The sequence below is a fragment of the Lentilactobacillus parakefiri genome (assembly GCF_002157585.1).
Taxonomy (GTDB): Bacteria; Bacillota; Bacilli; order Lactobacillales; family Lactobacillaceae; genus Lentilactobacillus; species Lentilactobacillus parakefiri.
Window position 1 is genome coordinate 91,987 of record NZ_BDGB01000161.1, and the last position, 23,515, is coordinate 115,501.

The window sequence follows — 23,515 nt, forward strand, 5'->3', positions numbered from 1 at the left end:
TAAAAGGGAGTGCTACTATGCGAATTGCATTTAATAAACCTGTGGAAACTATGCCGCTATATTGTGACAGTGTCGGCTATGACTGGGACCAGCCGCCAATTCACCGGCTAAATGGCTATTACGCCTACCATTGGCTGCAGACGCAAAGCGGCAGTGGCGTCATCACGATCGACCACCAAAGCATTTCATTGGAGCCACAACAAGGAATTCTCCTGCGCCCAAGAGTCGCTCATGAATACCACCCAACTGGGGGAAGTCCCTGGAAAGTATCGTTTTTGACCTTCAACGGCACGCTTTGTCGTTCCCTGGCCGACTTTTTGAAACTTGGTGATTATCTGGTGATCAATCAAGTTTCGCCTGAACTAACAACTTTTATTCCGGAAGTCTTGAATGAATTTAACAACAGCCATCCAATTGCGCTGCTCGATCAATCCGTTCAAATCTATAAGTTTATCATGCTGCTCAAACAAAATAATTTACTAAACAATCACCGCTATCAGGATTCCGCCATCACAACTCCAATTCTCAAATACATTGCAAATCACTACGCCGAACCCATTTCCAATGAAAAGCTTGCCAAAGTTACCAGCTATTCGGTCACCTATCAAAACCGGGTATTTAAACGCTTATACACAATGACTCCGCTTGAGTATCTAACCGATTATCGAATGCATAAGGCCAAGGAATTGCTGTTAACCAATCCAACTCTGGAAATTCGCGAGGTCGCCGCAAAAGTCGGCTTTCATAATCCATCACACTTCATTGATCAATTTAAAAAGTTTTATCGAACGACCCCCTCCCACTTTCGGAAATTCATTTAAGAAATCCGATTCAATCAAAACGGCACTGTTTATGAAATGACCACCCATTAATGTTAAAATGTGCCTACAACATTAATTAAGGAGTGATCTTATCGATTCAACTGTTAAGCGTAGCCGTGGCATCACCAACTTTGATATCAAAGTTATTGGGATCGTCCTGATGTTTGTCGACCACGTCCACGAAATGTTCGCTGGTGCAGGGGTCCCCCGACTGGGTCGATTGGTTCGGACGACCGGTTGCGACCATCTTTTTCTTCCTGAGTGTGGAAGGCTTTGTTCACACTCACAACCAAAAACGCTATCTGTCGAGGCTGTTAATCGGCTTTTGGATCATGCAGATTGGTAACGCCGTTCTTCAGCGTTCCTTTAGCCTTGGCAGCTTCGGCCTCATCAATAATATTTTTGGTGACTTATTCGTTGGTGTCTTAACGATGTATGGCATTCAAACCCTTTCCCAAGGGCGCCAATCACATCAAGCCTCAAAAATTTGGGGTGGGCTCTTCATCATCGTGCTGCCGCTGATCTTTGCTGCAATTACCATGGGAATCTTGGCGGCTTGGCACACAAATCCCATATTGACTGGTCTGGCATCAATGCTTCCCAGCCCGTTAATTGCTGAAAATGGGATTCTGCTCTACTTAGGACCATTAATGTATCTTTTAAGAAAGAACCGCAACTGGCAGATGCTGGCAATTATTGCCGTTGCCATTTTATCAACTGGCTTTAATGTGTCCGCCATGTTCACCACCAACTTCCAGTGGTTAATGTTTCTGGCCGTAATTCCCATTTACTTCTACAACGGTCAACTCGGTCGCAGTATGAAAGGCTTCTTCTACGCCTTTTACCCACTGCACATTTGGCTACTGTATATTTTGGCTTGGCTGATGGGCGTTCGTTACTAACTTAAAAAAATGAGACGCTGATTTCCATTTAATTGGAAATAGCGTCTCATTTTTGATTGAAGAGAACCTATTTAGTAATAAAGATGTACAAAGTACTGGTAGAGTACCCCAAGCTAAACAACAGCCCATTGGAATGGAACTTCGGTGCGGTTGTCGAACTGGACTTCTTGGCCTTGGCTTCCTTTTGGAATTTGTTCAAAACATGCTTGGCATTCGCGCCGACGCTGTTTGTTAGAATTGAAAACGACATAATGAACGGCTTTAGATCCTTTTTGTGCTTCAGACTATTAACCGGCACCATCATCGCGATTCCTAAGACTTTATCCCCCGATAAATTGATTCTTAAGGTCATCTTATTGGTATCGATTAAATTGTGGATACCATCTTTGGGGTTGGCTGGTAACAGCTGATCACTGACACTTGCCTTGGCCTTCTTCATTGCTGGGGCAAGCTGTTCCTGGGTTTGTTTCAATTTGGCTGCCTGCTTTTGAAGGGCAGCCGCTTTTTGTGCTTTAGCCTGCATGGCTGCCATGTCGGTTGCTTTTGTGGCTTTCAACTCGGCGGCTTCTTTCTTCAGCTGGGCCCCTTGTTTGGCCATTGATTGGGCTAGTTGCTGATCCTTCTTTGGCAGTGCTGCTCCGGTCAATCCTTGGTTGTATGACGTCCGCATCTTTTGATAGTTGCCAATTACGTTAGTCTTGGCGACCGTAACGACTTGATGCTTGCCATCAGTGCTTAATTTGACCGTTTGTTGATAATTCTTGGTTGGCACACTAATTACGAATGCGCCGCTGTTTGTTTTAACCGTTTGCTTCGTGCCGCCATTGACAGTGTAATCAACCTGTTTTTGATTACTTTTGCCCTTCAATGTCACCGCCAAAGCATTCGCACTCAAATGGTGATCAGACACCGTCAACGTTGGTTTGCCACAGCCACTCAAAATGACCATTAAAGAGGCGGCAGCAACGACTAAAGGCATTAATTTTTTCATCGTAAGCTCCTCCCTAGTTGAACGACACGTCGTCTGAGAACTGACTGTTATAAAGATCGGCATAGAAACCATTTTTGGCCAGCAGTTCATTATGAGTACCGGTTTCAACCACTGCGCCGTGATTCATCACGATAATGTTATCGGCATTTTGAATCGTCGATAATCTGTGGGCAACCACAAAGCTGGTCCGATTCTCCAACAATTGGCTCATGGCGTGCTGAATCTGAACTTCGGTCCGGGTATCGACTGAACTGGTGGCCTCATCCAAAATTAAAATTTCCGGATCGGCAACGAACGCCCGAGCAATGGTAACTAATTGACGCTGGCCTTGAGAAATGTTGGAAGCCGATTCATTTAAGACCGTGTCGTATCCCTCTGGTAGTTTGCGGACAAATTCGTCCACATGGGCTGCCTTGGCGGCTTCGATAATTTCGTCGTTCGTGGCATCTTCACGGCCGTATTTGATATTGTCATAAATTGACCCAGTGAACAGCCAAGTGTCCTGCAGCACCATCGCAAAGTGCGAACGCAGGTCTTCCCGATCCAGATCACGGGTATCGACCCCTTTGAGGCGAATACTGCCGCCTTTAACGTCGTAGAAGCGCTCCAATAAGTTGATGATGGTCGCGTCTTACCAGCCCCGGTTGGACCGACGATAGCGACCTGCTGACCGCGTTTAACGGCCAGGTTATAATCCTTCATCAACAGTTCATCATCGGTGTAGCCAAACTGAACGTGCTCCAATTCAACCAGGTTGTCCGTGTCTTTTTCCACTGGTCGGTCGGCTTTGGTGTTCTTCATTTCTTCTTCGTCAATCACTTCAAACACCCGCTCAGCTGAAGCAATCGTCGACTGAATGGTGTTCATCAGGTTGGCAAGTTGAGAAATTGGCTGGGAGAATTGGTTGGTATATTGCAGGAAGGCCTGAACGTTACCAAGAGTTACCGTTCCGTTGGCAACCTGAATCCCGCCGACAACGGCCACGAAAACATAGCCGATATTGTTGAGGAAAATCATCAACGGCATGATAATTCCGGAAATAAATTGGGCTTTCCAGGCAGCTTGATAATACTTCTTATTTTGAACTTCGAACTGGTCAATCGTGTCCTGTTCTTTATTGAAACTTTTGAGGACAATCTGGCCGGCATAATTTTCTTCAACTTGGTTGTTTAACAAACCAAGGCTCTTCTGTTGGGCCGCAAAATACTTCTGTGATCGTGGGGCAACAATCCCCACAATTACGAGACTCAATGGAATCGTGACCAGGGCAATCAAAGTCAACTTCCAGCTAATTGTGAACATCATCCAGAGAGTTCCGATGAACGTTACAAAACTAGTCACCGCCTGGGTTAAACTTTGCTGGAGGGTGCTGGCAATGTTATCCATATCGTTAACGGCTCGACTCATGACATCACCGTTACTATGGGTATCGTAGTACTTGATCGGCACCAGCCGCATCTTGCCTTTCATATCCCGCCGTAACTTATAAACCGTGTTTTGGGAAATTCGAGTCATAATGTACTGCTGGAAAAAGCTGAAAACGGCCGAAGCCAGATACATCACGATCACGATGAGAATAATTTGAACGATTTTTTCGTAATTGATTGGCAGAGAAGCCACGCTAAAGCCGGCTTTCTGTTGGGCATTTCCCTTCATCAATCCTTTAAAAATTTCAGTGGTTGCTTCACCCAAAATTTTGGGTGTTCGGATTTGGAAGATAACACTGATAATCGCAAAGGCGAACACCAGAATCAGACCGATCAATCGATCCTGCATGTAATCAAGCAATCGCTTAGTGGTGCCCCAGAAGTTGTGGGGCTTTTCAACAACACCTTGAAAGCCGCCGCGACCGCCATGATTTTGATTAGCAGGTTGTGGTGCATTATCTTTATCAGCCATTATTTGTCATCCTCCTCTCGTAATTGTGAGTGAATAATTTCTTGGTAAACCTTGTTGGTAGCCCGCAATTCATCATGGGTGCCCTTACCAACCAGCTTGCCGTTATCAAGCACTAAGATCAGGTCGGCATCAGCAACCGTCGCAATTCGTTGAGCCACAATCACGGTAATACTCTGCTGAATATGTTTATCAGCCCGCAAGGCCGCCCGTAAATCGGCATCAGTCTTGAAGTCCAACGCAGAGAAGGAATCATCAAAGACGTAAACGGCGGCTTGCTTAACCAGTGAACGGGCAATAGCGAGTCGCTGCTTTTGACCGCCGGAGAAGTTATCCCCACCCTGCTCAACCTGAAGATCGAGTCCGGCCGGGTCTTCTTCGACGAAATCTTTGGCCCGGGCAATTTCCAAAGCATGCCAAATCTGGTCGTCGGTGGCATCCGGATTGCCATACTTCATATTGTCACGGATCGTTCCAGTGAACAGCGTCGCCTTTTGTGGGACAAAGGAAACCTGGGCTCTCAGGTCTTTCATCGAAAAGTCATTAATGTTGTGACCATCCAACTCGATCTCGCCCTTATCCACATCATAGAATCGCGGAATCAAGCTGACCAAAGTCGTCTTCCCTGAACCGGTACCACCAATAATCGCCACCGTTTGGCCGCTATGGGCTTCAAAATCAATATCACTTAAGGCCGGCATTTCAGCTTGGCGATAACGATATTCAACATGGTCAAATTTCAAATCATGCTGCTTGGCATCAGGATCGAGTGCTACCGGATGTTCCGCCTGCTTCATGGTTGATTTCAAAGCAAGAACGGTTTGAATTCGTTTAGCTGAGGCCTGTGCCCGCGGGATGAAGACAAACACCATTGAGAGCATCATGAAACTCATCAAAATCTGCATCGCATAACTCATAAACGCAATCAGGTTACCAACCTGCATTGATTGAGCACCAATTAGCTTGGCACCAAACCAGACAATCGCGACGTTGGTACCACTCATGATTAAGGTCATGACCGGGAACGCCAAAGCCACAATTGTGTTGACTTTGATGGCGTTATCGGTGTAATCCCGGTTGGCATATTCAAATCGGTCTTGTTCAAATTGATCCTGCCGAAATGCGCCGGATAACCCGGACCCCGGTCAAGCCTTCTCGGAAGATTCGGTTAATCTTATCGGTCTTCGTCTGCATGGCTCTAGATAATGGGACTGAGAAGTAGAGTAGGAGACCAACAAATATAATCATCACCGGCAAAACAACCAAAAAGATCATGGTTAATTGATGATCCTTGGTGTAGGCCAAGAAGCTGGCACCAATCAACATAATCGGCGCCATCAGCATCATCCGCAGCATAATAATCGCTACGTTTTGAATCTGAACCACATCGTTTGTGGTTCGGGTAATTAATGATGACGTTTCAATCTGATCATATTCATCTTTTGAGAAATTGATGACTTTTCGGTAAACGTCACTCCGCAAGTTCTGCCCCAACTTTTGTGAGGTTCGGGCGGCTAAAAAGACGTTGCAGACCGCTGCGAGAATACTAATGAGTGAAAAGCCAGCCATTTCAAAGCCCACTTTCCAAATATAGCCAATATCTCCTTTAGCAACCCCGTTATTAACAATGTCAGAGGTCAGGCTGGGAAGATTCAAGTTCGCAATCACTTGAATGATCATGAACAGCACTGCCCCAAGAACTGCCATGTACGAGATCCGGTTTTTGGCAATTTTCAGCATTTTCCTACTCCTTCCAGGTTCGTTTTTAAGGTTAATTTGCACTTAATTAGGTACCGAACTATATCACTGCTCTTACATTTAAAATACAAGGATAAGTTGGTAAATAATTAAACAAAACAGATACATTACATTATGGACTTTTCTCCAAATGGTTTCAGCAATGTTAACCCAAAATTTAACTCCGGGCAAAGCTCTCCACCTATTCCAATGACGTCGAAAAAAGAATGGGAGTGGGACTTAAAGCGGTTAGTTTTCAGAATATAAGCCAGCAATCCGAATATCCAGGGCTTGGATATTTGGATTGCTGGCTTATATGGCCGGAAACTGCTTTAAGTCCCACGTTTTTACTATGGAATATTCGAAACGATAAAGTTACAGGTGAGACGACAATCATTATTGTCCAGTCCCATTCTTTCTATATAATGCTAAAAGTATTTAAGCTTGCGCAACATGCTCTTCAGGTGTCTTGACGGCATTCTGCTGATCTTTTTCCAGCACCGATTTCATGTAACCATCAACATCAAAAGTACCGGAGAATTCAGCCAAGTGAACCAGGTTTCTCAAGAAATCATGGGTTTTGGCTTCATAATGATACTTCAGACCAAGATCGTAGATGTAGCCATTAATGTAATCGACTTCAGTTTGGCGATTCTTTGAGATGTCTTGATACATTGACGGGAAGTGCAGTGGGTTGGAAACGGTGCTGACGTACTTCACAGTTTCCCACTCTTCCTGACGGGTGTTCAGCAAGGTGATCCCAGCACGTTCGCAAACATCGAAGGCTTCATCAATCAGTTGAACCCCCAGCTTTTGGGCAACTGGGGATTGGATATACTCACCCATGCGAATCTTGAACATTGTGCAAAGGGTGTTGATGACGGAATTGAAGACCACTTTGGCCATTAAGGTTCCTAGGAAATTGGTCGTTAAGTTTGGATTAAGGCCTGCTTGTTGAAAGTCATCAACAATTCGGTGGGTTATCTCGTCAGGCTTCTCCGTTTCATTAGCAATGTTCATCGAACCAGCACCTTTAGGGCCGATAAAGTCGACATCACCGGCTTTATTTAAAACCGTTCCAATTAAGGCCGTCCCGCCTAGTAATCGTTCCTTGGGGAAGTATTGATTAAGCTTTTCAACGTGGCCCATGCCGTTCATACAGGTAACGACATACTGTTTATCATTGAAGAAACGGGCACAGCGTTTCAAAAAGTCGGCCAGCTGATACTGTTTGGTGAAAACAATCAAGACATCCGGATCACCGTTATATTCTTCAGGATAGTAGACGTTCACTGGCACAAGATGCTTATTTTGCCCATCACGGGAGACATAGACACCACCCTGCTGGTGGACCGTTTCAACTTGTGGTTCCCACGTGTCGACAAAATCAACATCAAACCCGGCTTCCTGCAGCAAAACACCATACCGCAAACCCATTGCACCTGCACCTAATACTGTATATTTCATAAATAAAACTTCCTCTCCATTAATAGAATATGTAATCAACAATGTTTATCAATCCCACTAAAGCAACCCGGCGTACAAAAAAGTCGCCCTTCTGTCACTAAGACAAAAGGACGACAATTGGCCGCGGTACCACCTTCATAGACACTTTTCGTATCCACTCGTTGCTTGCTTTAACGGACAAGTCCGAAACCGGCTAACTTGCGCTCACCGATTTATGGGTAAAGCATGAAAGTCACAATCTACAATTTCATTACCATCTCTCAGCCGCCGAATGGATTTTCTGTCAATAAGCCTGTAGAAAACTTCTTTCAAATTGATAGTTCGTATTATGATAGTTAGATTAGAGTATGTCAATACTTTTTGAGAAAATAATGTGAATAATTGACATGCTGATGTCAGAAAAGCGGCTAGGACATAACCCTTTGTGTGTTTGTAATGGCAACTTTGATCACCACTTCTATCTTGCGAAAAGCTGCGACAAACGGCAGATCCCAGAGTTTAACGAGAAAGTGCAACCATTCCAAAACCAGGAATGATTGCACTTTCTCGTTAAACTCTGGGATCTAAACGCCTATCGTCCCAGTCTCATTTCTCTTGCTTGCGCTTTGCGTAGTAAATTGTTGCGGTTCCTAGCAACCCAACCAGTAAGAACATCCCAATCACCATCAGCAGTGTGTTATTGTCTTCCCCAGTTTGCGGTAAGGCTGATTTACCGGTATACCCAGATGACGGAATTCCCATCGGGCTGTCGAGGCTGCCAGTTTTGCCGGATGTTCCGGTGGTGTCATCCCAATCAAGGGTTCCAGATGAAGCATCATCGAAGTCTTCGCCAGGTAACGGCAACTCGCCTTCATCGTCTTCCAAATCGTTGTGGTAAACAATGCTGTCGTCCTCTTTGGTAGCCGTTCCGGTAACCGTTGAACTGTTCATCACCGCGGTTCGTTTGGTAACCGTTGTCACATAGCCATCGGCTGAGTAATCCTTTTCAGACACTTCATATTTTGCACCAAGTGGAACGAAGAATTTAATCGACTGGCCATGGGTTAACGTGAAGCTGCCGTTACCGCCGTTGAATTGAATCGATCCATCCACAGCTTGACCGTTAGTTGTCACCTGGGTCTTAAACGTTCCGTTAAGTGGATTGTTTGCCCCATCAGTCACTTCGATGTGGAATTCAAACTTGCGGCTTCTGTCTCCCAATTCGTTGACAAATTTACTTACGGGCAGGATTCCCAGCTCCATTTCGCCGTTCTTGGTGTTGATGAAGTCAACGGTTCCCTTTTGATCTTCAGCTAATTTGAAGGTTTGAGTGGTCATCCCTTCTTGAACCTTGGCACCATTTACCCGATAAGTTGGGGCAAAACCATCAACATATTCTTCGCCGACCGCGTAAGTGTATTCAATCGGCAATCCGGTCACTGTCAACGATTCGCTGTCCTTCAACGTGATCACATTGGATTGGCCGTCAGCGAATTTCACAGTCATTTCGTGTGAGTCGCCGTGTTGATCAACCTTAGTCGCCTTGAATTTACCGGTTGCGCCGGAGTAAATTCGGAACTTGAAGTCACGATCATGGTCACTGGTTGTCAGCCCATCACCGGTAATTTGCTTGTTGATCTTCAGGCTGGCAAGTTTTTGGGTCTCCTTGCTGTTGGTGAAGTCAACGTTTACTCGGTCTTTATCAACTAACTTGAATTCTTTGGTCTTGACGCCGTTCTCCATACGGGTTCCGTTGAGTTGGTACTGCGTCTTAAAGCCGGACCCGTTCATTTCAGTAACGGTGTAAGTGTTGTGCTCACTTGGCAAGTCATAAATCAAGATGTTTTCGTCAGCCCTCAAGTTGACAGTGGCTTTGCCATCAGTGAATTTCACCTTCACTTTGTCGTAACCATTTAACAAGGCGTCATATTCGCCGTCAACGCTTGTATCTGATTCAATCACGAACTGGAAGGCCTTGTTCTTGTCAGCATCAATGATCCCGCCGCCTGCCAGATGCTTACTAATCTTCAGCTCAGCTGTTTCGGCTTCAAATTTGGTGTTGGTAAAGACCACCGTGCCTTGCTGACCGTCTTTCAGCGCGAACTGACCAGTTTCGTTACCCACTTTGTCAGCCGTATCGTTAACATTGTAAGTTGTTTCAAACATGAAGCGTTGGTAACGGGTTCTTTCACTGACGTTGTACTTGTAGTCGGTTGGCAGATCCAGGATGTTAAGGGATTCGCGATCCTTGAGCGTGATTGGTTCAGCTCTATCGTCCTTACCAACTATTGAAGCCTGGCCGTCTTTAAATGCCACGGTAACATCAGTAGTATCACCATTCTGGTCGAGTTTCTCAGCCTTGAATGTCCCGTTAAGTTGATCGCTAATGCCGGCTTTTGGCGTCGCAATTACGCGGAACTCGAACTCAAAGTCTTTATCTTCATCATCCACAGGGCCTGCAAGAACTTTCTTGACCTTCAAATTTGTGGATTCAGGCGTTGGTTTGGTGTTGGTGAAATGAACCATCCCCATCTTGTCTTCTTGCGTCACAAATTCAGTTGCGACATTTCCTGACTTCTCGGTGTTTTCGTTCACTTTGTAACTCGGATCGTAGCCTTCACTGCTCTTCTCAGTTTCGGTTACTTGAATTTTGGCGCTGATTGGTAAGCCGAGGATTTGCGCTTTTTGGTCGTGTTTGAGGTTGAACGCAATGATGTTGTTGTCATTAAACGAAACGGGTGCGTCAGTGTATTTACCACTTACTTCGTATTTGCGAAGCGTGAACTCACCGTCTAATTTACCGCCATTCTCATCGGTTCCTTCAACCCTAAATCTAAACTGCTTGTTGAAGTCTTCGTCCCCAGCCGTTTCGCCTTTGACAGTCTTTTTGACTTCGATCCCAGTTGTGAGTGAATGGTTATTGAAGATCAAGTCAGACATATTCTTGTCAGTCGTCAACTCATGAGTATCGCCATCTTCACTGTGGTTACCAAATTTGTGAGTCACTTCAAATCCGTGAGTTTTAGTTTCTTGAGCTTCAAGCAGCAAGCCCTTTGAAAGATAGATGGTGATGCCTTGATCAGCTTTCAATTTGATGGTTTCAGATTTGTACACGCCATTGTCTTCAGTAAACGTGATCTTGCCATTTGCATTGTCCGCCTTAAATTCTTTAGTTTTTGCGCCTTTCCAATTTGCAGGTGGGTTCTTGATGGTTAACACGAACTCAAATACTTTGTCGTGGTCTCCCGGTGCAAGACTACCACTAACAGTTTTTCGCAATGTGAATGGAACAAGGTCAGGAGAAATATTTTCGAACTGGATTGAGTTCTGGAAATTTTCTCTGTTCAATTCAATGTCAGCAACTTTGCTGTCATTCTTCTTTTTCTCGCCATCAACATGCGTGTTGGTGTCGTAGTGACCCTTGCTTAATTCAGTAACTGTAAACTTGGTTGCGTCTTTTGGCAATCCAAGGATCACCAACTTCTCGTTGTCCTTAAGAGTGATCTCCTTGATCCCAGTTACGCCATACTCAATTTCAGTTACGGCACCTTCATCGTCAAATGTGATCTCACCACTGTTGATAATTCTGTCAGTACTAGCGTTTTTAACAACTGCTTTGTATTTCTGACCTTTAATCGCATTACGAGTGGCATCATCATTTGCCTTCACTTCAAATTCGAAGTCAACGACGCCCTCTGGCATATCACCAGCAACAATCTTCTCAAATTCAAACTGGTTCACAACTTGACGGTTAATAAATTTGACAGTTGAATTATCTGCAGTGACTGCCCCGGCAGCTTTCCAGCCGTCTTCGTCCGAGTCGCCTGCTTCGTTTTCATCGCCGTCGCCAACCTGATAATGAACTTCAGTGTATCGGTCATGCTGCTTTTCATACACTTTCACCCTGACGTTAGCAGGTAGCTTGATGTTACGGTAACTTTCAGCAGTTTTCAATTTGATTTGGTCAGTACTGCCATCGGTGTACTTAACATGAGTGGCTTGACCGTTTGTGAAATCAAATTTGACAGCAGCATCCCCGTTGGCAGTGTGTTTAATGCCTTCGACTTCACCCTTAAAGCTGGTATCGACATTGCCACTTGCATCCATGATTTTCATCATAAATTCAAATTCTTCGTTCTTATCAGCATTCGCATTTGGCCCTTCAATCAGCTTGGAAAAGCCAAAGTGAGTGGTCTTTTCTTCATTGGTAAATTTAACAATTCCCACCGCAGCGTCCTTACCTTGAAGCATCTGGAAAGTATCGGTCTCGTTGCCGTCATTACCATCTACTTGGACCGTGGTGAGGTTTTCGAGCGTATGAGTTGCACGATAAGTGCCATTGGCTGATTCAATCACCCGGTAATACTTGTCCTGTGGTAATCCTTTAATGGTAATCACTTCACCGTCTTTAATCCTGCGGAGATTCGTCGATACACCATCCTTAAAGGTTACAACACTCTCAGCACCATCGACATCGTACGTAAAGTCGTCGTTAAACGCGGTATCTACCTTGCCATCCTTATCGGTCGCATACACCTTGAATTCAAACTCAGCATCTTTATGAACACCAAGTGCATTTACGACCGTTTTCTTGATCTTCAAAGCATTGGTCCGCTGATTCTTCGCAGTCATGCAATAAGTGTTCTCATTGCCATCTTCAGCTTCTTCTTGGGCATCAGTAATCGTAAATTCTTTTGAAACCCATCTATCGTCGTAGTTCTCAAGTCCCTGAACTTCAACAATTTGGTAAGTTGGTTTGTCATAAAGGCCATCGAATGACACGAAGCCGTCTTTGTCGGTGGCTTTGGGTTCGCCAACATTTTCCCAACTACCATTCCGTTTCATTTGAAGTTGGAACTTGACGCCTTCAAGTGGCGCACCAGTGACCGCATCAACTTTCTTAATGTTGGCCGCAAAAGTTGTATACTGCCCCGCAACTTCAGCGCTTGACTGAACTTCTTCCTTATCTTCGAAATCTTTTAACGCAATTGTCAGTTTAACTTCATTACTGTAGGTGGTGCCAACTGTTTTTGAAGTCACTGTGTGGTACTCAACTAACAATGGCGTTTTTACCTGGTATGAGCTCTTCATTTTAATCGTCATTGTGTTCAAGGTGTCTGAATACACAACATCATAATCATGTCCTTCAATTAACGCACTATCATCTATCTTGAAATATTCCACTTTACCATTCACCAATGAACGTTTGGCTTCGTAGATCTTTAGCTTGTAACGTTCGTCATTGGTCTTCAGATGATAGTGACCACCGCTAAGTGTATCGACTAATTTGACCGGTGATTTAAGTTCATAGCCATTCCCATTGATCGCCAGGCTCCATTTAACCGCCCCAACCGATCGGGTTTGACCATTACCTTCATCTAATTCAAGGTTGTCTTTAAGCAGCTTCCCACTCTTGTTTAGCAGGTACCCACTATCAGCATAGGATACGCTAGCATTGGCGGTGAGGCTGTGTTTTTCCTTATCTCCGGCATTCTTTTTCCATTCGGCTGTGACCTTATTATTAAATGTCCAAGATTTGAGGTGCTCATATGTCGTATCTTCATTAGCTTTAAAGTTCTGAACCTTTGATTGATACTTCAGCTCGAAGACCCGTTTACCAATTTCGCTTTCGCCGTTTGCGTTTTCATGATCCAGATAAATGTTTTTGTAAGCCTCTTCAGATAATTTCAGATTAAAGGTCACCTTGTGGTTTTCATTGATATCAACATCAATCGCATACTGATCTGCAGTCAATTTCTGCGTGTCGGAAATTCCGCGACCATTTAGATTGATTTTCGCCAACGAAACTACTAGCGATTCTTTTAAGCGGTCCTGAATATCTTGGAGGTTTTTATTAGTTGGATGCCCAGTCACATCCTTGATCACGTCCGGCCCCACCTCATCAGTGATATCAATTCCATTAGTTACCAAGGCAGCGTATTCATCTGATCCCAGGTACTGACGGTAATTGAAGCGGGTTGTCCAGTTGATGAGACCATTGTTGAGGAAGTCTTTGTCTAACTGGCCTTCTTTGGAGATGTTTTTCCGAATTTGATCTCCTTGGCCCACACAAGTAGACACCGTTGGTTTTCCTGAGCCTTGGTAATCTATTTCAGCGTAATTACAAATCTGTTTCAATTCATCCGGAGTTGCCTTTAAAATCTCTTCTTTATTCAAAGGAACATTGTTTAGATAAATAATAAATGAGTTTTCATCCTTTGGTAAATTTAGAACGGTAATGTCAATCTGGTTCCCAGAGAGTGTTACTTTAAATGCTTCTTGAGTATTGCCCTCATCACCTGTCCAATATGTTTTACCGCCCACAACTTTGTAATCCCAAGTTGGGTCGTTTGCCGTCTTTGAAAACGAGATATGATTCTTAACTTCGTTAGTCAACCCAGCATTATTATTAAAGCTTTCGTAAAACTTCTTAAAATCTAAGAAATTCAGATTTTTTCCTTTGACGGGTTCCGTAATCTTGAATGAGCCATCAACTTTTCTGTTAATTTGGTTAACGTGAATTGACCATGAACTCATCATTTTTTGCCAATCGAGACTTACGCTATTCTTACTGTTGATTGTTGGGTCAAGCTTATGACCTTTCTTTTGCCCATTAATCTCAACGGTATTGGTAATCTTGTAATCTTGATCGATTACATTTGCTTTCGGTTTAATGGTATACGTAAGTGTATACCTTTGTGAGGCTCCCTCATCCGTTGGAACGATTGCATCGCTAAATTTGATGGTAAGCGTCCGATCATTAATAACCGGTTTCCCATTCATCCATTTGTCAACATGTGGGCTTAACGTATAGTCCTTCTCATCAGTACTAAAGTTAAATCCCGCGTTGCTTAAAGTATCTTTCAGCACAATGTTTTGTTGACCGTGTTTCACCTCAAAAGAAACCGTATATTTAATGTTTCCGTCCTTATCAATATCGGCCGTCTTTTTAAGTTGATCGTCCTTTCGGGTTATAGTCGCCAAAACATACAGTGTCTTGGCATCATCTTTTACACCCGCAAGTTCTACCTTTATGGCACGAACTTCATTCTTGTATTGATCATAATCGGGTCGTGTAACGGGAGTTATCATCTTAACTTCAATCTCAACAATATTGTCCGGTAACTTTAAATTTCCAACATTAAAATTAAAGTATGGACTACTCCCCACAATCATTTTATAGTCGTTGCTATCCTTGTCATTGATCGTCGTAGTACTACCATCAGCTGTTTTGATGGTGAACACATAGTCCACATTCTTGTTAGCCGTTTCGTAGCCACTGTGGAATTTGTCGTGAAGAACAACATTAGTGGCTTCCTTGCCATACCTCACCTTAAATGTCGATGTCCACTCCAGCATATCTAAATCTGTTACGCCGTTGGACTCATGGAAGTCACCAACTTTTTCAATTGAAACGAGATCTTCTTCAACCTCAATGCCACTGTCACCAACCGTCGTTTCCCCAAACGAGATTTCTTCGGAGTGCGCATTGATTTCAGTCTTTAATTTGGCCTTGTACTCAATGTTTGTCACACCTTCTAATTTGCCAGGCAGAAAAATAATCTTAACTTTCTGAGTATCTTCATCGGCACCAGGTGTCATGATGAACCGTCCAATTGTTCGGCCATTATACTTAATATATTCGTCAAACTGATTAGATTGGCCATAATTATACTTCATCCCTTTAAGATCAAAGGTGTAAAAGTCACCATCCTGAATATCAACGTCGGTGTTCTCCTTGATGGTATCAATATCCCAAAGATAGGTAATTTCAATGTTCTTATGAACACGAAGAATATCTGGAAGTTCGATAATCTCCTCAAGCACAGCAGGAACTTTTTGGTTTTGCGTTTTACCATCTTTATCTGTATAGGTAAAATCAATTGAGGTAAAGAATTGTGGCTTTTTAGCAGCTTTGATTGCAGACGTGATATCACGCTTTCCTTCATTCACATCGAAAACGCCATTAACTGGTAGATTGCGTTTCAAGGTGTTGGCAGTCGGTTCCTCACCATCCGCATCATCAGCATCCGCTACGGCTTCCTTACTACCCACCAGGTCCGATACATCAGGTGTTTGTGGCGTCTGGGATTCCTTGGTTTCCCCCGTCGCCTTCACTGCCTGAGAATCAGCTTGCGAAGTAGTTTGTGCCTGCTGATCGGCTTTTTTACTGTCTTCAATCGCCTGACGACTATTTTCTTCAGCCTTCTTCTGATCAGCTTCACGTTTTTCTTTCAGCAGCGCTTCAGCTTTCTCACTGTTGGATTGCTTTGGCTGCTGAACGTCATCTGCTTGAGAAGAGTTCTCATCAATTTCAGTTTCCTTTTTTGGTTCTGCTTCTTCTTCAGTCTTAACTTCGGCTTCCTTCTTGGCCTCTTGTGCCTCACGGGCAGATTGGGCCTCATCAGATGCCTTTTCGTCAGCCAGGGCTTCCCTCAAGATGTCGTCATCCTGCAGGTTGCCATCCGGCTGATTGGTTGTCTCTTCCTGCTTCACTTTTTCATCTTCATCAAGCACCGTCAAAGTCGGCAGCTTAATCTTTTCATCGTCCACTACAAAGTCCAACTCGCGGTCATTCACCGTCCGGTTGAATTTCACCGGCAAAATCACCTCGAGGTCGGTTTTATCGATGGCGTTGGTCCATGAAATGGTTGATTCTTTACCATCAATGTCAACGACGACCTTAGTGTCACCATTGGAAAACTTGAACTGTTTCTGCTTCACTTTGAAATAATCCGCATTATAGTCAAATTTCACAGTGCCGGCCTGTGATAGCCCGCCCACTGTCAAATCAAATGCCAAGTTGGCGGAGTCGCCAACTTTTGATTTCGTTACTAATGCACGTTTATCATCAATCAATTTCGCGTTATCGACGACAACTTCCCTAGTCGAAATCACGTCGGCTAAAGCGGTCCCGGCAGTAAAGAAATTCCCCAGAACCAGCGTCAACACGCCAATTGCTTGTATCCAAAAGCTTGTCCTTTTCTTCATTGTTGTCTTCCTCCATATGATTGATCGTATCCGTCTCTTATCGACAATATAAGAAGAAACTGTGAAGATTCCGTATTTTTTGTATCTGTTGACAGGCGTGGGGTTTGGGTGATTTGTTCAAAACAGCATGGCGTTAAGCATTGAACAGTCTTATACTGATTTTTCCTTAAAAGATTCAAATATTGTTCATCGCTTAATTGGCTGTGAAACACTACTCACAAAAAAATCCAAAGTTAAAGTTTTTTACTTTAGCTTTGGATTTTCTAAGTGTCGATTATATTGATCATTACTAACAACTAGGCGTGGTCGTTGCTTCTTCATTTCAGTCCCTTTGCAGGATTGAGGTTAATAAAAACCGTCTCCTTGATTCAATATCATTAATCAAACTCCTCCGACCCGACATCTGAACCCCAATCTACTTCAGGAGTATCAACTTTGCCATATTTCTCTTCTTGTTCATCAACTATTTTCCAAAAGTCGCTTTCTTCAGGAGATGCCTTTTTGACGGTAACTTGTCCGTCAAATCCTACTTCCCATTCAATTTCATCTGACGCTTGTACATTCAGAACCTCACGAACCGTTTTTGGAATTGTGACTTGGTTGTTTGCGGTTATTTTTGAAACAATCACAACGTTAGTATCACTTTTTGCCATTACATTTTCTCCTTACTTTTCCTTAAGTGTATTATCCCTCACACGAAGAATGTAAGCCAACCGTAAAGCCTACTTGACATCTTTCCATAAAATTTATGGTCAAATCAACGGTTCATAATTACAAGGAATTGATTTTATGACTCAACAATGCCATATTGAGATTGTGGAATTGGCGTATCCTAGATAACTTTAACAATTAGTCTCTAAGGAGGAAATTCTAATGTGTGGACGTTACATGTTTGAACCCAAACGTAACAGTGAAATCGCACGAATTTATGAGTTGGCAACCCAAGCTGGCTACGAGCCGACAACCGGTGAAATCTTCCCATCCGATCAAACTGCGCTGGTCATTGCCAAGCAGCAACAAGTTCAAGTCGTGGCGATGAAGTGGGGCTTCCCCGGCTTTCATACGGGCCAACTCATTATCAATGCACGATCGGAGTCGGTTACCGAGAAGAAGATGTTCGCCAAATCGTTCCAGTCTCGCCGATGTGTTTACCCGACGAGCGGCTTTTTTGAATGGACGCCTGACAAACAAAAGTATTGGTTCAATTACAAGGACCAACCTGATCCTTTATACATTGGTGGTTTCTATAATATTTTTGATGGGACACCGCAAAGTATTTTAATGACGACCGTACCCAATGATTCCGTCAGCGTCATTCATAACCGAATGCCATTGATTTTGAAGAAATCGGAGATTAGAGCTTGGCTGATGGATGATCGTTTTGCAAACGACTTTTTAACCCGGCCGATGCCGATGTTGACGAGAGAGAAAGTGGCTGTGGAATGAACACCTCGATTTATTATGTTAATTTGTCGTATTTCTTGGCTTCAATGCAGAAAGACACCTTACAACCTGTATGGAATCAGGTTTCAAAGTGTCTTTCTTGTTATGGATATATCAGTCAATATCAAATAACAAACTGTATTGGTAAATGATATCTTTAAGTTCTTGTCTCAAAATATGCTCAACAACGCTACGATCGTCAACGCCACGTGCATTTAAGTCTAGTGCAATGGTTTGATCTAATAACACTTGTCCATAGATTTTCGTTGTCGTTTGTAGTCGATGATACATTGGATAGTGTCTTGCAGTACTGCTGATTGGAGCAACAATTGTCATGTTGCTCGTTTCAGTGACAAGATCATTGCTCAATGCAATTGCTGGGCGTTGTGATTTTTGTTCATGTCCTTTACTAGGATTAAAGTTCACCATAAAGATGTCGCCCTGTCTTACCATTTCAGCTCATTACCTTTACTTTCTCCCCAATCTATTTCGGTATCGCGTTTTCCATCGTCTTCCCAGCCAGCAAATAGTTCATGGATATTGCTCGGGCGATCTGAGATTGGTTTCAGAACTAAAGAATTGTTCTCGATATTAATAGACAAATCCTCGTTATCTTTCCAGCCCAACTGTTCAACAAGGTTTCTGGGTATTCTGGTAGCATTCGAGTTGCCCCACTTGGACAATTTTGTTTTGCCATCTTCACTTAAAGTCTTAGCCATAAAAATACAACCTCTCTTCTTGGTAAGCAAAGTATATACAATGTATCTACCTGCGTCAAGAGAAAGGAATTATAAAATTCAAATTTTATAAGTAAGATCTTACTTCTTAGCAAATAATCCAGATATTCCTTGGAATTTAACATAGTGATGATTGGTACTTAATTTAATTTTCCCGGTATATAATCCCTGCTTGTACTGATAAGTATGGTAACCAACATATCGATACTTAATTGACTTTACAGGAGAAACTGATGCTCCACCATACGGGATCACATAGATTAATTTGCTGCTTATTTGGAGCTCATCTTTAGCTTTATTATTATCCCAGTAACCTCTCAATACCCGTGGTGTTCCTTTATGCCAACTTAAGGCATTAGCATTCGTACTGATAGCACTTAATCCTAATCCAGCAGTTAATAAAGCCGTTGCGATAATTCTTTTTGTCTTCATTTGAATACCTCTTTGTTGCGAGTCGCTAACTCTTATTAATAGTACCTATGAAAAACGATAGTTCCAGATGTGTATCCCTTAGAATATCCATACTGAATCAGTTTGTGCCGGTTAGTATATTTAAAGTAGCGTCCACTAAAGCTTCCCCAGCGATCATGTGCGTACACCAAATAAAGATGACGCTTAACGGCTTTATATTTGACGTTATTCTCTGGCAACCCAAACCTTGCCCCACCAGTTGGACCCCAGAAGGCGAAGCTTTGACTACCAAAAGTCAACTTATAACTTGGGTGTTTTGCTTGGTACCATTTGGTATGACGCAAGATAGATGGTAAACCTTCATGCCAACTTGAAGCGCTTACAGGTGTTCCTAGCGCACCAATTCCTAACCCAGCAGTTAATAACGCCGTTGCGATCATCGTTTTTGTTTTCACCTGACTACTCCTCCTTTAATACCAAGATGGAACCCCAAACTTATTAAAGCTGTGTGGCACTTTTGTTTTAAAGTATCGATAGTACATAGTTCCAGTTCTAAATTGAAGCGATTTATGAAGTCGTCCGTTAATTTTTTTCGGTGAATACTTGTACATTTCTGGAGCACCCATTTCTTTCTTGGGGCTTCCAATCGTATACCATCCTTTATGGTGCGATTTATAGGCGTTTACCGCAAACCGTTGCATACTCCAACTACCATGGCCTTTGTATTCCCAGGAATAAAACATGCGCTTAGTAAATTTAATTCGATAATACTTACCATGCCCTTCGTAGTAGTACCAGTATCCTCGCATGTTAGATGGAACGTTACGAGAAGATGCACTAACAACATTCAGACTACCAGATACAAATAATAATCCGAGAAACAAGGCAACTGTTCCTAACAATATCTTCCATTTTTTCATTCATGTATTACTCCTTTAACAGTATAATTAACAAACTAATTATACTGCTATCAGAATTGGATAAAATAAATATTTTATAATTCATCAAAAAAATCTCGATTCTCATCGAGATTCCCATTTGAACCTAGTATCTGCCTTGAATAACCAACCTCTTATTTGCACTGACATAATCACCATTGGTTAACTGATACCGGGTAGTTAAATTGTGCTTAACAATCTTCTTAACAGTTAAGTTGATCCCCTTTCTATAGGCCCTAGTGCGTTTTGTTAGCGTTTCATTCTTATAAGCGTGAATTCCATTCTTACCAATCACAGTAATCTGCTTATTCTTTGGCATTGATTGGTAATATGCTGGTACAACATATTTGTGGTTGGCGGTAATATAACCAATCTTTCCTGCCGATTTACTGTTATGGTTGACGTCTTTTAACTTATATCGTAATGGGCCACCTTTTGAACGGGCATAGTCTGTGATTACAAACATTGGGCGATTAATCCGTTTTTGTTTCGGATACTTAGCAATTCGTTGAGTCTTGATGAAGTTGGCGGCCTTGTACATGTAGAGCCCCTTAATTGCATGAACTGTTGAACCCTTTTTGTCCACATAATTTGGTGATTCCACCGTTGGCTTGTCAGGGGCTACTGGGTCAGTTAGTGTTGGAGTATCCGTTGGTGGGGTTGGGTCTACTGGTTCTTTTTCATTTTCTCCACCAGGATTCGTCGTTGGGGGAGTCACGGGAGGAGTCACCGGTGGCTTTTCAGTCAAACTAATTTGAGAATGAATACTATATTGTAATCTCGGGGCTTCAATGGATAAATAAATAGGATTTACCTTTTTTGGATTAGAGATAGTTTGCTTGTCATTATCAACCGTGACACCTCGTGCTTTAATGTTGATATTTTCTGGTGTTAATTGTTCGACTCCACCTATCTTGAATGATAGTTTTTGTGATTCCAGAACGTCTGAAAATTTCATTGGGTCGATTTTAGTTGCTTCTGATTTTCGTCGGTCATCATTATATTGTTCCATGAATGCATGGTCTGTAATTGAGACCTTGTTTGGCAGACTAATATCATATAATTCGTTGTTATTAAATGCCCGTCTCCCAACCTCCGTTAACGAAGGCAAATCTAGTGATTTAATTTGATTGTATGCAAACGCATGATCCTCAACATTTGTTGCTGATGGCAATTCAAGTGATTTAATTTGATTATTGTAAAACGCGTAAGAACCAACAATGATTGCTGACGGCAAATCTAATGATTGAATTTGATTGCTTTCAAATGCAGCAGGACCAACATCTATTACCGACGGTAATTCAATTGATTTAATTTGATTTCCGTGAAATGCATAGGGATCTATTCGAACAATTCCTGGACCAGATACTGAAGTGATTCCCGGCCGCCCAACATGGCCTGCCACTGCTTCAAGCTGATGCAGGGCGAAGGCATGGTGTCCAATCCCAGTGGCTAATCCTTTCGGAATAACAAGCTTCCCACCATCTATCAGCTTCTGAGCAACAGTATGGCTTATCACACCTATGATTGTATCCCCTTGCATTTCAACATCGCCCTGCTTTAACTCTACAATGTTCATTTCTTGTTGGTTCTGTATTCGAGTCTCAGAATTAGTTATGTCAGCATTCACAACCTGTGCTGACAATCCTCCTCCAAGAATAATACCTGCACACAACAATCCTAATATAATTCGTTTTGGCTTCATGAAATTGTCCTCCTTGAAATTTCGTGAGTCGATTCCGCTTCTTTTCTACGGCTTTAGAATATCAGAATTTGTGTTCAGAATGTTGCTGTGGTGCAATTATTCACACATTTTTCGGTTTTTGTTCATAATTAGTAACTTTTGTTATTAATAAAATATTGATTATTCTATATGTGATAATTTTAGGAGGTAAAATACACATTTTATTCACCGACGAAAAAAGACCTCAATTTTGTTATTGAGATCTTTCCTATCCATACATTTCAATAATAATGAGCTTGGGTACCAAGTTTGAAATCTAACCTTTCAATACAATAAAGCACTGGTAAATGAGGACTCAATTTCCCGTTAACTTTCACATTTATTGATCAAGCACTATAATCAACATGCTTTCCGTTCAGCTCTCCAAAGCCTATTCGCTCTTCTCAAAACTACTCATCAAAAAGTTAGTCAACTGATCCTCATCAACAGTCTCAATCCCAGCCTTCTTAACCGCGCGCTTAACATTCCACCGACTGGGTTTCTTCCCACTCAAGGCAGCTTCAACGGTATTCAAATCACCATCAACCTTGAAGAACGGGTTGAACTTCAGATGGGAAAGCTTGCCGTCATCAATCGTCCAATTGATCCCCAGTTTACCCTGGTCAAATTCAGTATCGGCGTAATCATAGTAGCCGGGATTGTGACCAAAGTTCCAGGCATCGGTACCATAGGTTTCCTCAAGCCGTTTGTCCGCATTATCCCAATCCTCGTCCGTCATGTGATAAGTCTCAATATCATCTAGTGACTTGACGTTGAAGATTTCTTTTAATAAATATTCCCGGAAATCGGCCATCGTCATCCCATCAGGAAGAAAGTCCTTCAAATTAATAATCGGACTGCGCTTGGAGCGGACTCCGAGCCCCTTTTGAATCTCCATCTGGTCTTCAGTGAGAACCTTTCTGGCGTTTTCAATATTCAGATCATACATAATCGTGCCGCCGGCAGCCAAGCCTTGCCCACTCTTAAACATGGTCATGCCAGACCATTTCTTACCGTCTAAAATCAGATCACTGGAGTTCTCCTTCATTTTAACGTCAATGTTCAATTTGCGAAGCGCTTTCAAAACTGGTTCTGCAAAATGCCCATAATCGCCAAAATCATCAGCGTTATCCGTCAGAATGTTTTCAAAGATAAAGTTCCCCAGATCGTGGTAGACGGCCCCGCCACCCGACGTTCGCCGAACCAACTCAATGTCGTGTTCGTGCAGATAGTCAACGTCGACTTCGGCCCAAACGTTCTGATTACGGCCGATAATCACTGATGGCTTGTTAATATAGAACATAAATCCGTGTCCAGGAAGTTTAAGATCGTTCACAAAATAGTTGTCCAACGATTGGTTGACCCGCGCGTCATAACTGGGTTTGCCATTTCTAGAAATATCAATGAGGTACATCTGACATTCCCCCCTTGTTCAAATTCTCGTACATCTCTAATTATACGGTATAATTGAGGTAAATA

The 23,515-nt window shown here is 42.8% G+C and carries 14 protein-coding genes and 3 pseudogenes; 3 read left to right on the forward strand and 14 right to left on the reverse strand.

The window, feature by feature from the left end; translation table 11 throughout:
* Positions 1 to 17 precede the first annotated feature (17 nt).
* Both LPKJCM_RS12600 and LPKJCM_RS12605 read left to right on the forward strand, forming a co-directional pair.
* Positions 18 to 821: an AraC family transcriptional regulator gene (locus tag LPKJCM_RS12600; protein WP_057961876.1), complete on the forward strand. Its 804-nt coding sequence runs from the start codon at positions 18 to 20 to the stop codon at positions 819 to 821.
* 194 nt (positions 822 to 1,015) lie between these two features.
* Positions 1,016 to 1,723: a TraX family protein gene (locus tag LPKJCM_RS12605; RefSeq protein WP_225364205.1), complete on the forward strand. Its 708-nt coding sequence runs from the start codon at positions 1,016 to 1,018 to the stop codon at positions 1,721 to 1,723.
* A 67-nt stretch (positions 1,724 to 1,790) separates the two neighbouring features.
* On the opposite strand, the gene LPKJCM_RS12610 is transcribed toward LPKJCM_RS12605, so the two are convergent.
* The 7 genes and pseudogenes from LPKJCM_RS12610 to LPKJCM_RS12635 form a co-directional block, all read right to left on the reverse strand.
* Positions 1,791 to 2,714, reverse strand: coding sequence for a hypothetical protein (locus tag LPKJCM_RS12610; RefSeq protein WP_057961877.1), 924 nt, complete (start codon positions 2,712 to 2,714; stop codon positions 1,791 to 1,793).
* Between the two features lie 13 nt (positions 2,715 to 2,727).
* A pseudogene (locus tag LPKJCM_RS12615) lies at positions 2,728 to 4,613 on the reverse strand (ABC transporter ATP-binding protein).
* Positions 4,613 to 6,350: pseudogene (locus LPKJCM_RS12620) on the reverse strand (ABC transporter ATP-binding protein). The pseudogenes LPKJCM_RS12615 and LPKJCM_RS12620 overlap by 1 nt, the downstream one beginning before the upstream one ends.
* A gap of 435 nt (positions 6,351 to 6,785) precedes the next feature.
* The gene (locus LPKJCM_RS12625) at positions 6,786 to 7,814 is read right to left on the reverse strand and encodes a ketopantoate reductase family protein (RefSeq protein WP_057961878.1); all 1,029 of its coding nucleotides are present in this window, start codon (positions 7,812 to 7,814) and stop codon (positions 6,786 to 6,788) included.
* Between the two features lie 585 nt (positions 7,815 to 8,399).
* Entirely contained in the window at positions 8,400 to 16,784 is an 8,385-nt protein-coding gene (locus LPKJCM_RS12630; protein WP_087069688.1) for an LPXTG cell wall anchor domain-containing protein, read from the reverse strand.
* A gap of 243 nt (positions 16,785 to 17,027) precedes the next feature.
* A pseudogene (locus LPKJCM_RS13980) lies at positions 17,028 to 17,111 on the reverse strand (hypothetical protein); the annotation flags it as partial.
* A gap of 50 nt (positions 17,112 to 17,161) precedes the next feature.
* Positions 17,162 to 17,437, reverse strand: a complete 276-nt coding sequence (locus tag LPKJCM_RS12635) for a type II toxin-antitoxin system PrlF family antitoxin (RefSeq protein WP_057961879.1) — start codon at positions 17,435 to 17,437, stop codon at positions 17,162 to 17,164.
* Positions 17,438 to 17,657: 220 nt separating this feature from the next.
* On the opposite strand from LPKJCM_RS12635, the gene LPKJCM_RS12640 reads away from it, so the two are divergent.
* Positions 17,658 to 18,230 carry an SOS response-associated peptidase family protein gene (locus LPKJCM_RS12640; protein WP_057961880.1) on the forward strand — a complete coding sequence of 191 codons (573 nt, stop codon included), beginning with the start codon at positions 17,658 to 17,660 and terminating at the stop codon, positions 18,228 to 18,230.
* 111 nt (positions 18,231 to 18,341) lie between these two features.
* Here the strand turns inward: LPKJCM_RS12640 and LPKJCM_RS12645 are convergent, their stop codons facing one another.
* The 7 genes from LPKJCM_RS12645 to lplA all read right to left on the reverse strand — a co-directional run bounded on the left by LPKJCM_RS12645 (position 18,342) and on the right by lplA (position 23,450).
* Positions 18,342 to 18,680, reverse strand: a complete 339-nt coding sequence (locus LPKJCM_RS12645) for a type II toxin-antitoxin system PemK/MazF family toxin (RefSeq protein WP_057961881.1) — start codon at positions 18,678 to 18,680, stop codon at positions 18,342 to 18,344.
* Positions 18,674 to 18,946 carry an AbrB/MazE/SpoVT family DNA-binding domain-containing protein gene (locus LPKJCM_RS12650; RefSeq protein ID WP_057961882.1) on the reverse strand — a complete coding sequence of 91 codons (273 nt, stop codon included), beginning with the start codon at positions 18,944 to 18,946 and terminating at the stop codon, positions 18,674 to 18,676. Before LPKJCM_RS12650 ends, LPKJCM_RS12645 begins: the two co-directional genes overlap by 7 nt.
* A gap of 99 nt (positions 18,947 to 19,045) precedes the next feature.
* The gene (locus LPKJCM_RS12655) at positions 19,046 to 19,396 is read right to left on the reverse strand and encodes a hypothetical protein (protein ID WP_057961883.1); all 351 of its coding nucleotides are present in this window, start codon (positions 19,394 to 19,396) and stop codon (positions 19,046 to 19,048) included.
* Positions 19,397 to 19,431: 35 nt separating this feature from the next.
* Positions 19,432 to 19,830 (reverse strand): hypothetical protein, encoded by a 399-nt coding sequence (locus LPKJCM_RS12660; RefSeq protein ID WP_057961884.1) that lies wholly within the window; start codon positions 19,828 to 19,830, stop codon positions 19,432 to 19,434.
* Between the two features lie 15 nt (positions 19,831 to 19,845).
* Complete coding sequence (locus tag LPKJCM_RS12665) at positions 19,846 to 20,295, reverse strand: hypothetical protein (protein WP_057961885.1); 450 nt, start codon at positions 20,293 to 20,295, stop codon at positions 19,846 to 19,848.
* Between the two features lie 124 nt (positions 20,296 to 20,419).
* Positions 20,420 to 22,018 (reverse strand): leucine-rich repeat domain-containing protein, encoded by a 1,599-nt coding sequence (locus LPKJCM_RS12670; protein WP_057961886.1) that lies wholly within the window; start codon positions 22,016 to 22,018, stop codon positions 20,420 to 20,422.
* A 409-nt stretch (positions 22,019 to 22,427) separates the two neighbouring features.
* Positions 22,428 to 23,450, reverse strand: coding sequence for a lipoate--protein ligase (lplA, locus tag LPKJCM_RS12675; protein WP_057961887.1), 1,023 nt, complete (start codon positions 23,448 to 23,450; stop codon positions 22,428 to 22,430).
* Positions 23,451 to 23,515: the final 65 nt, after the last annotated feature.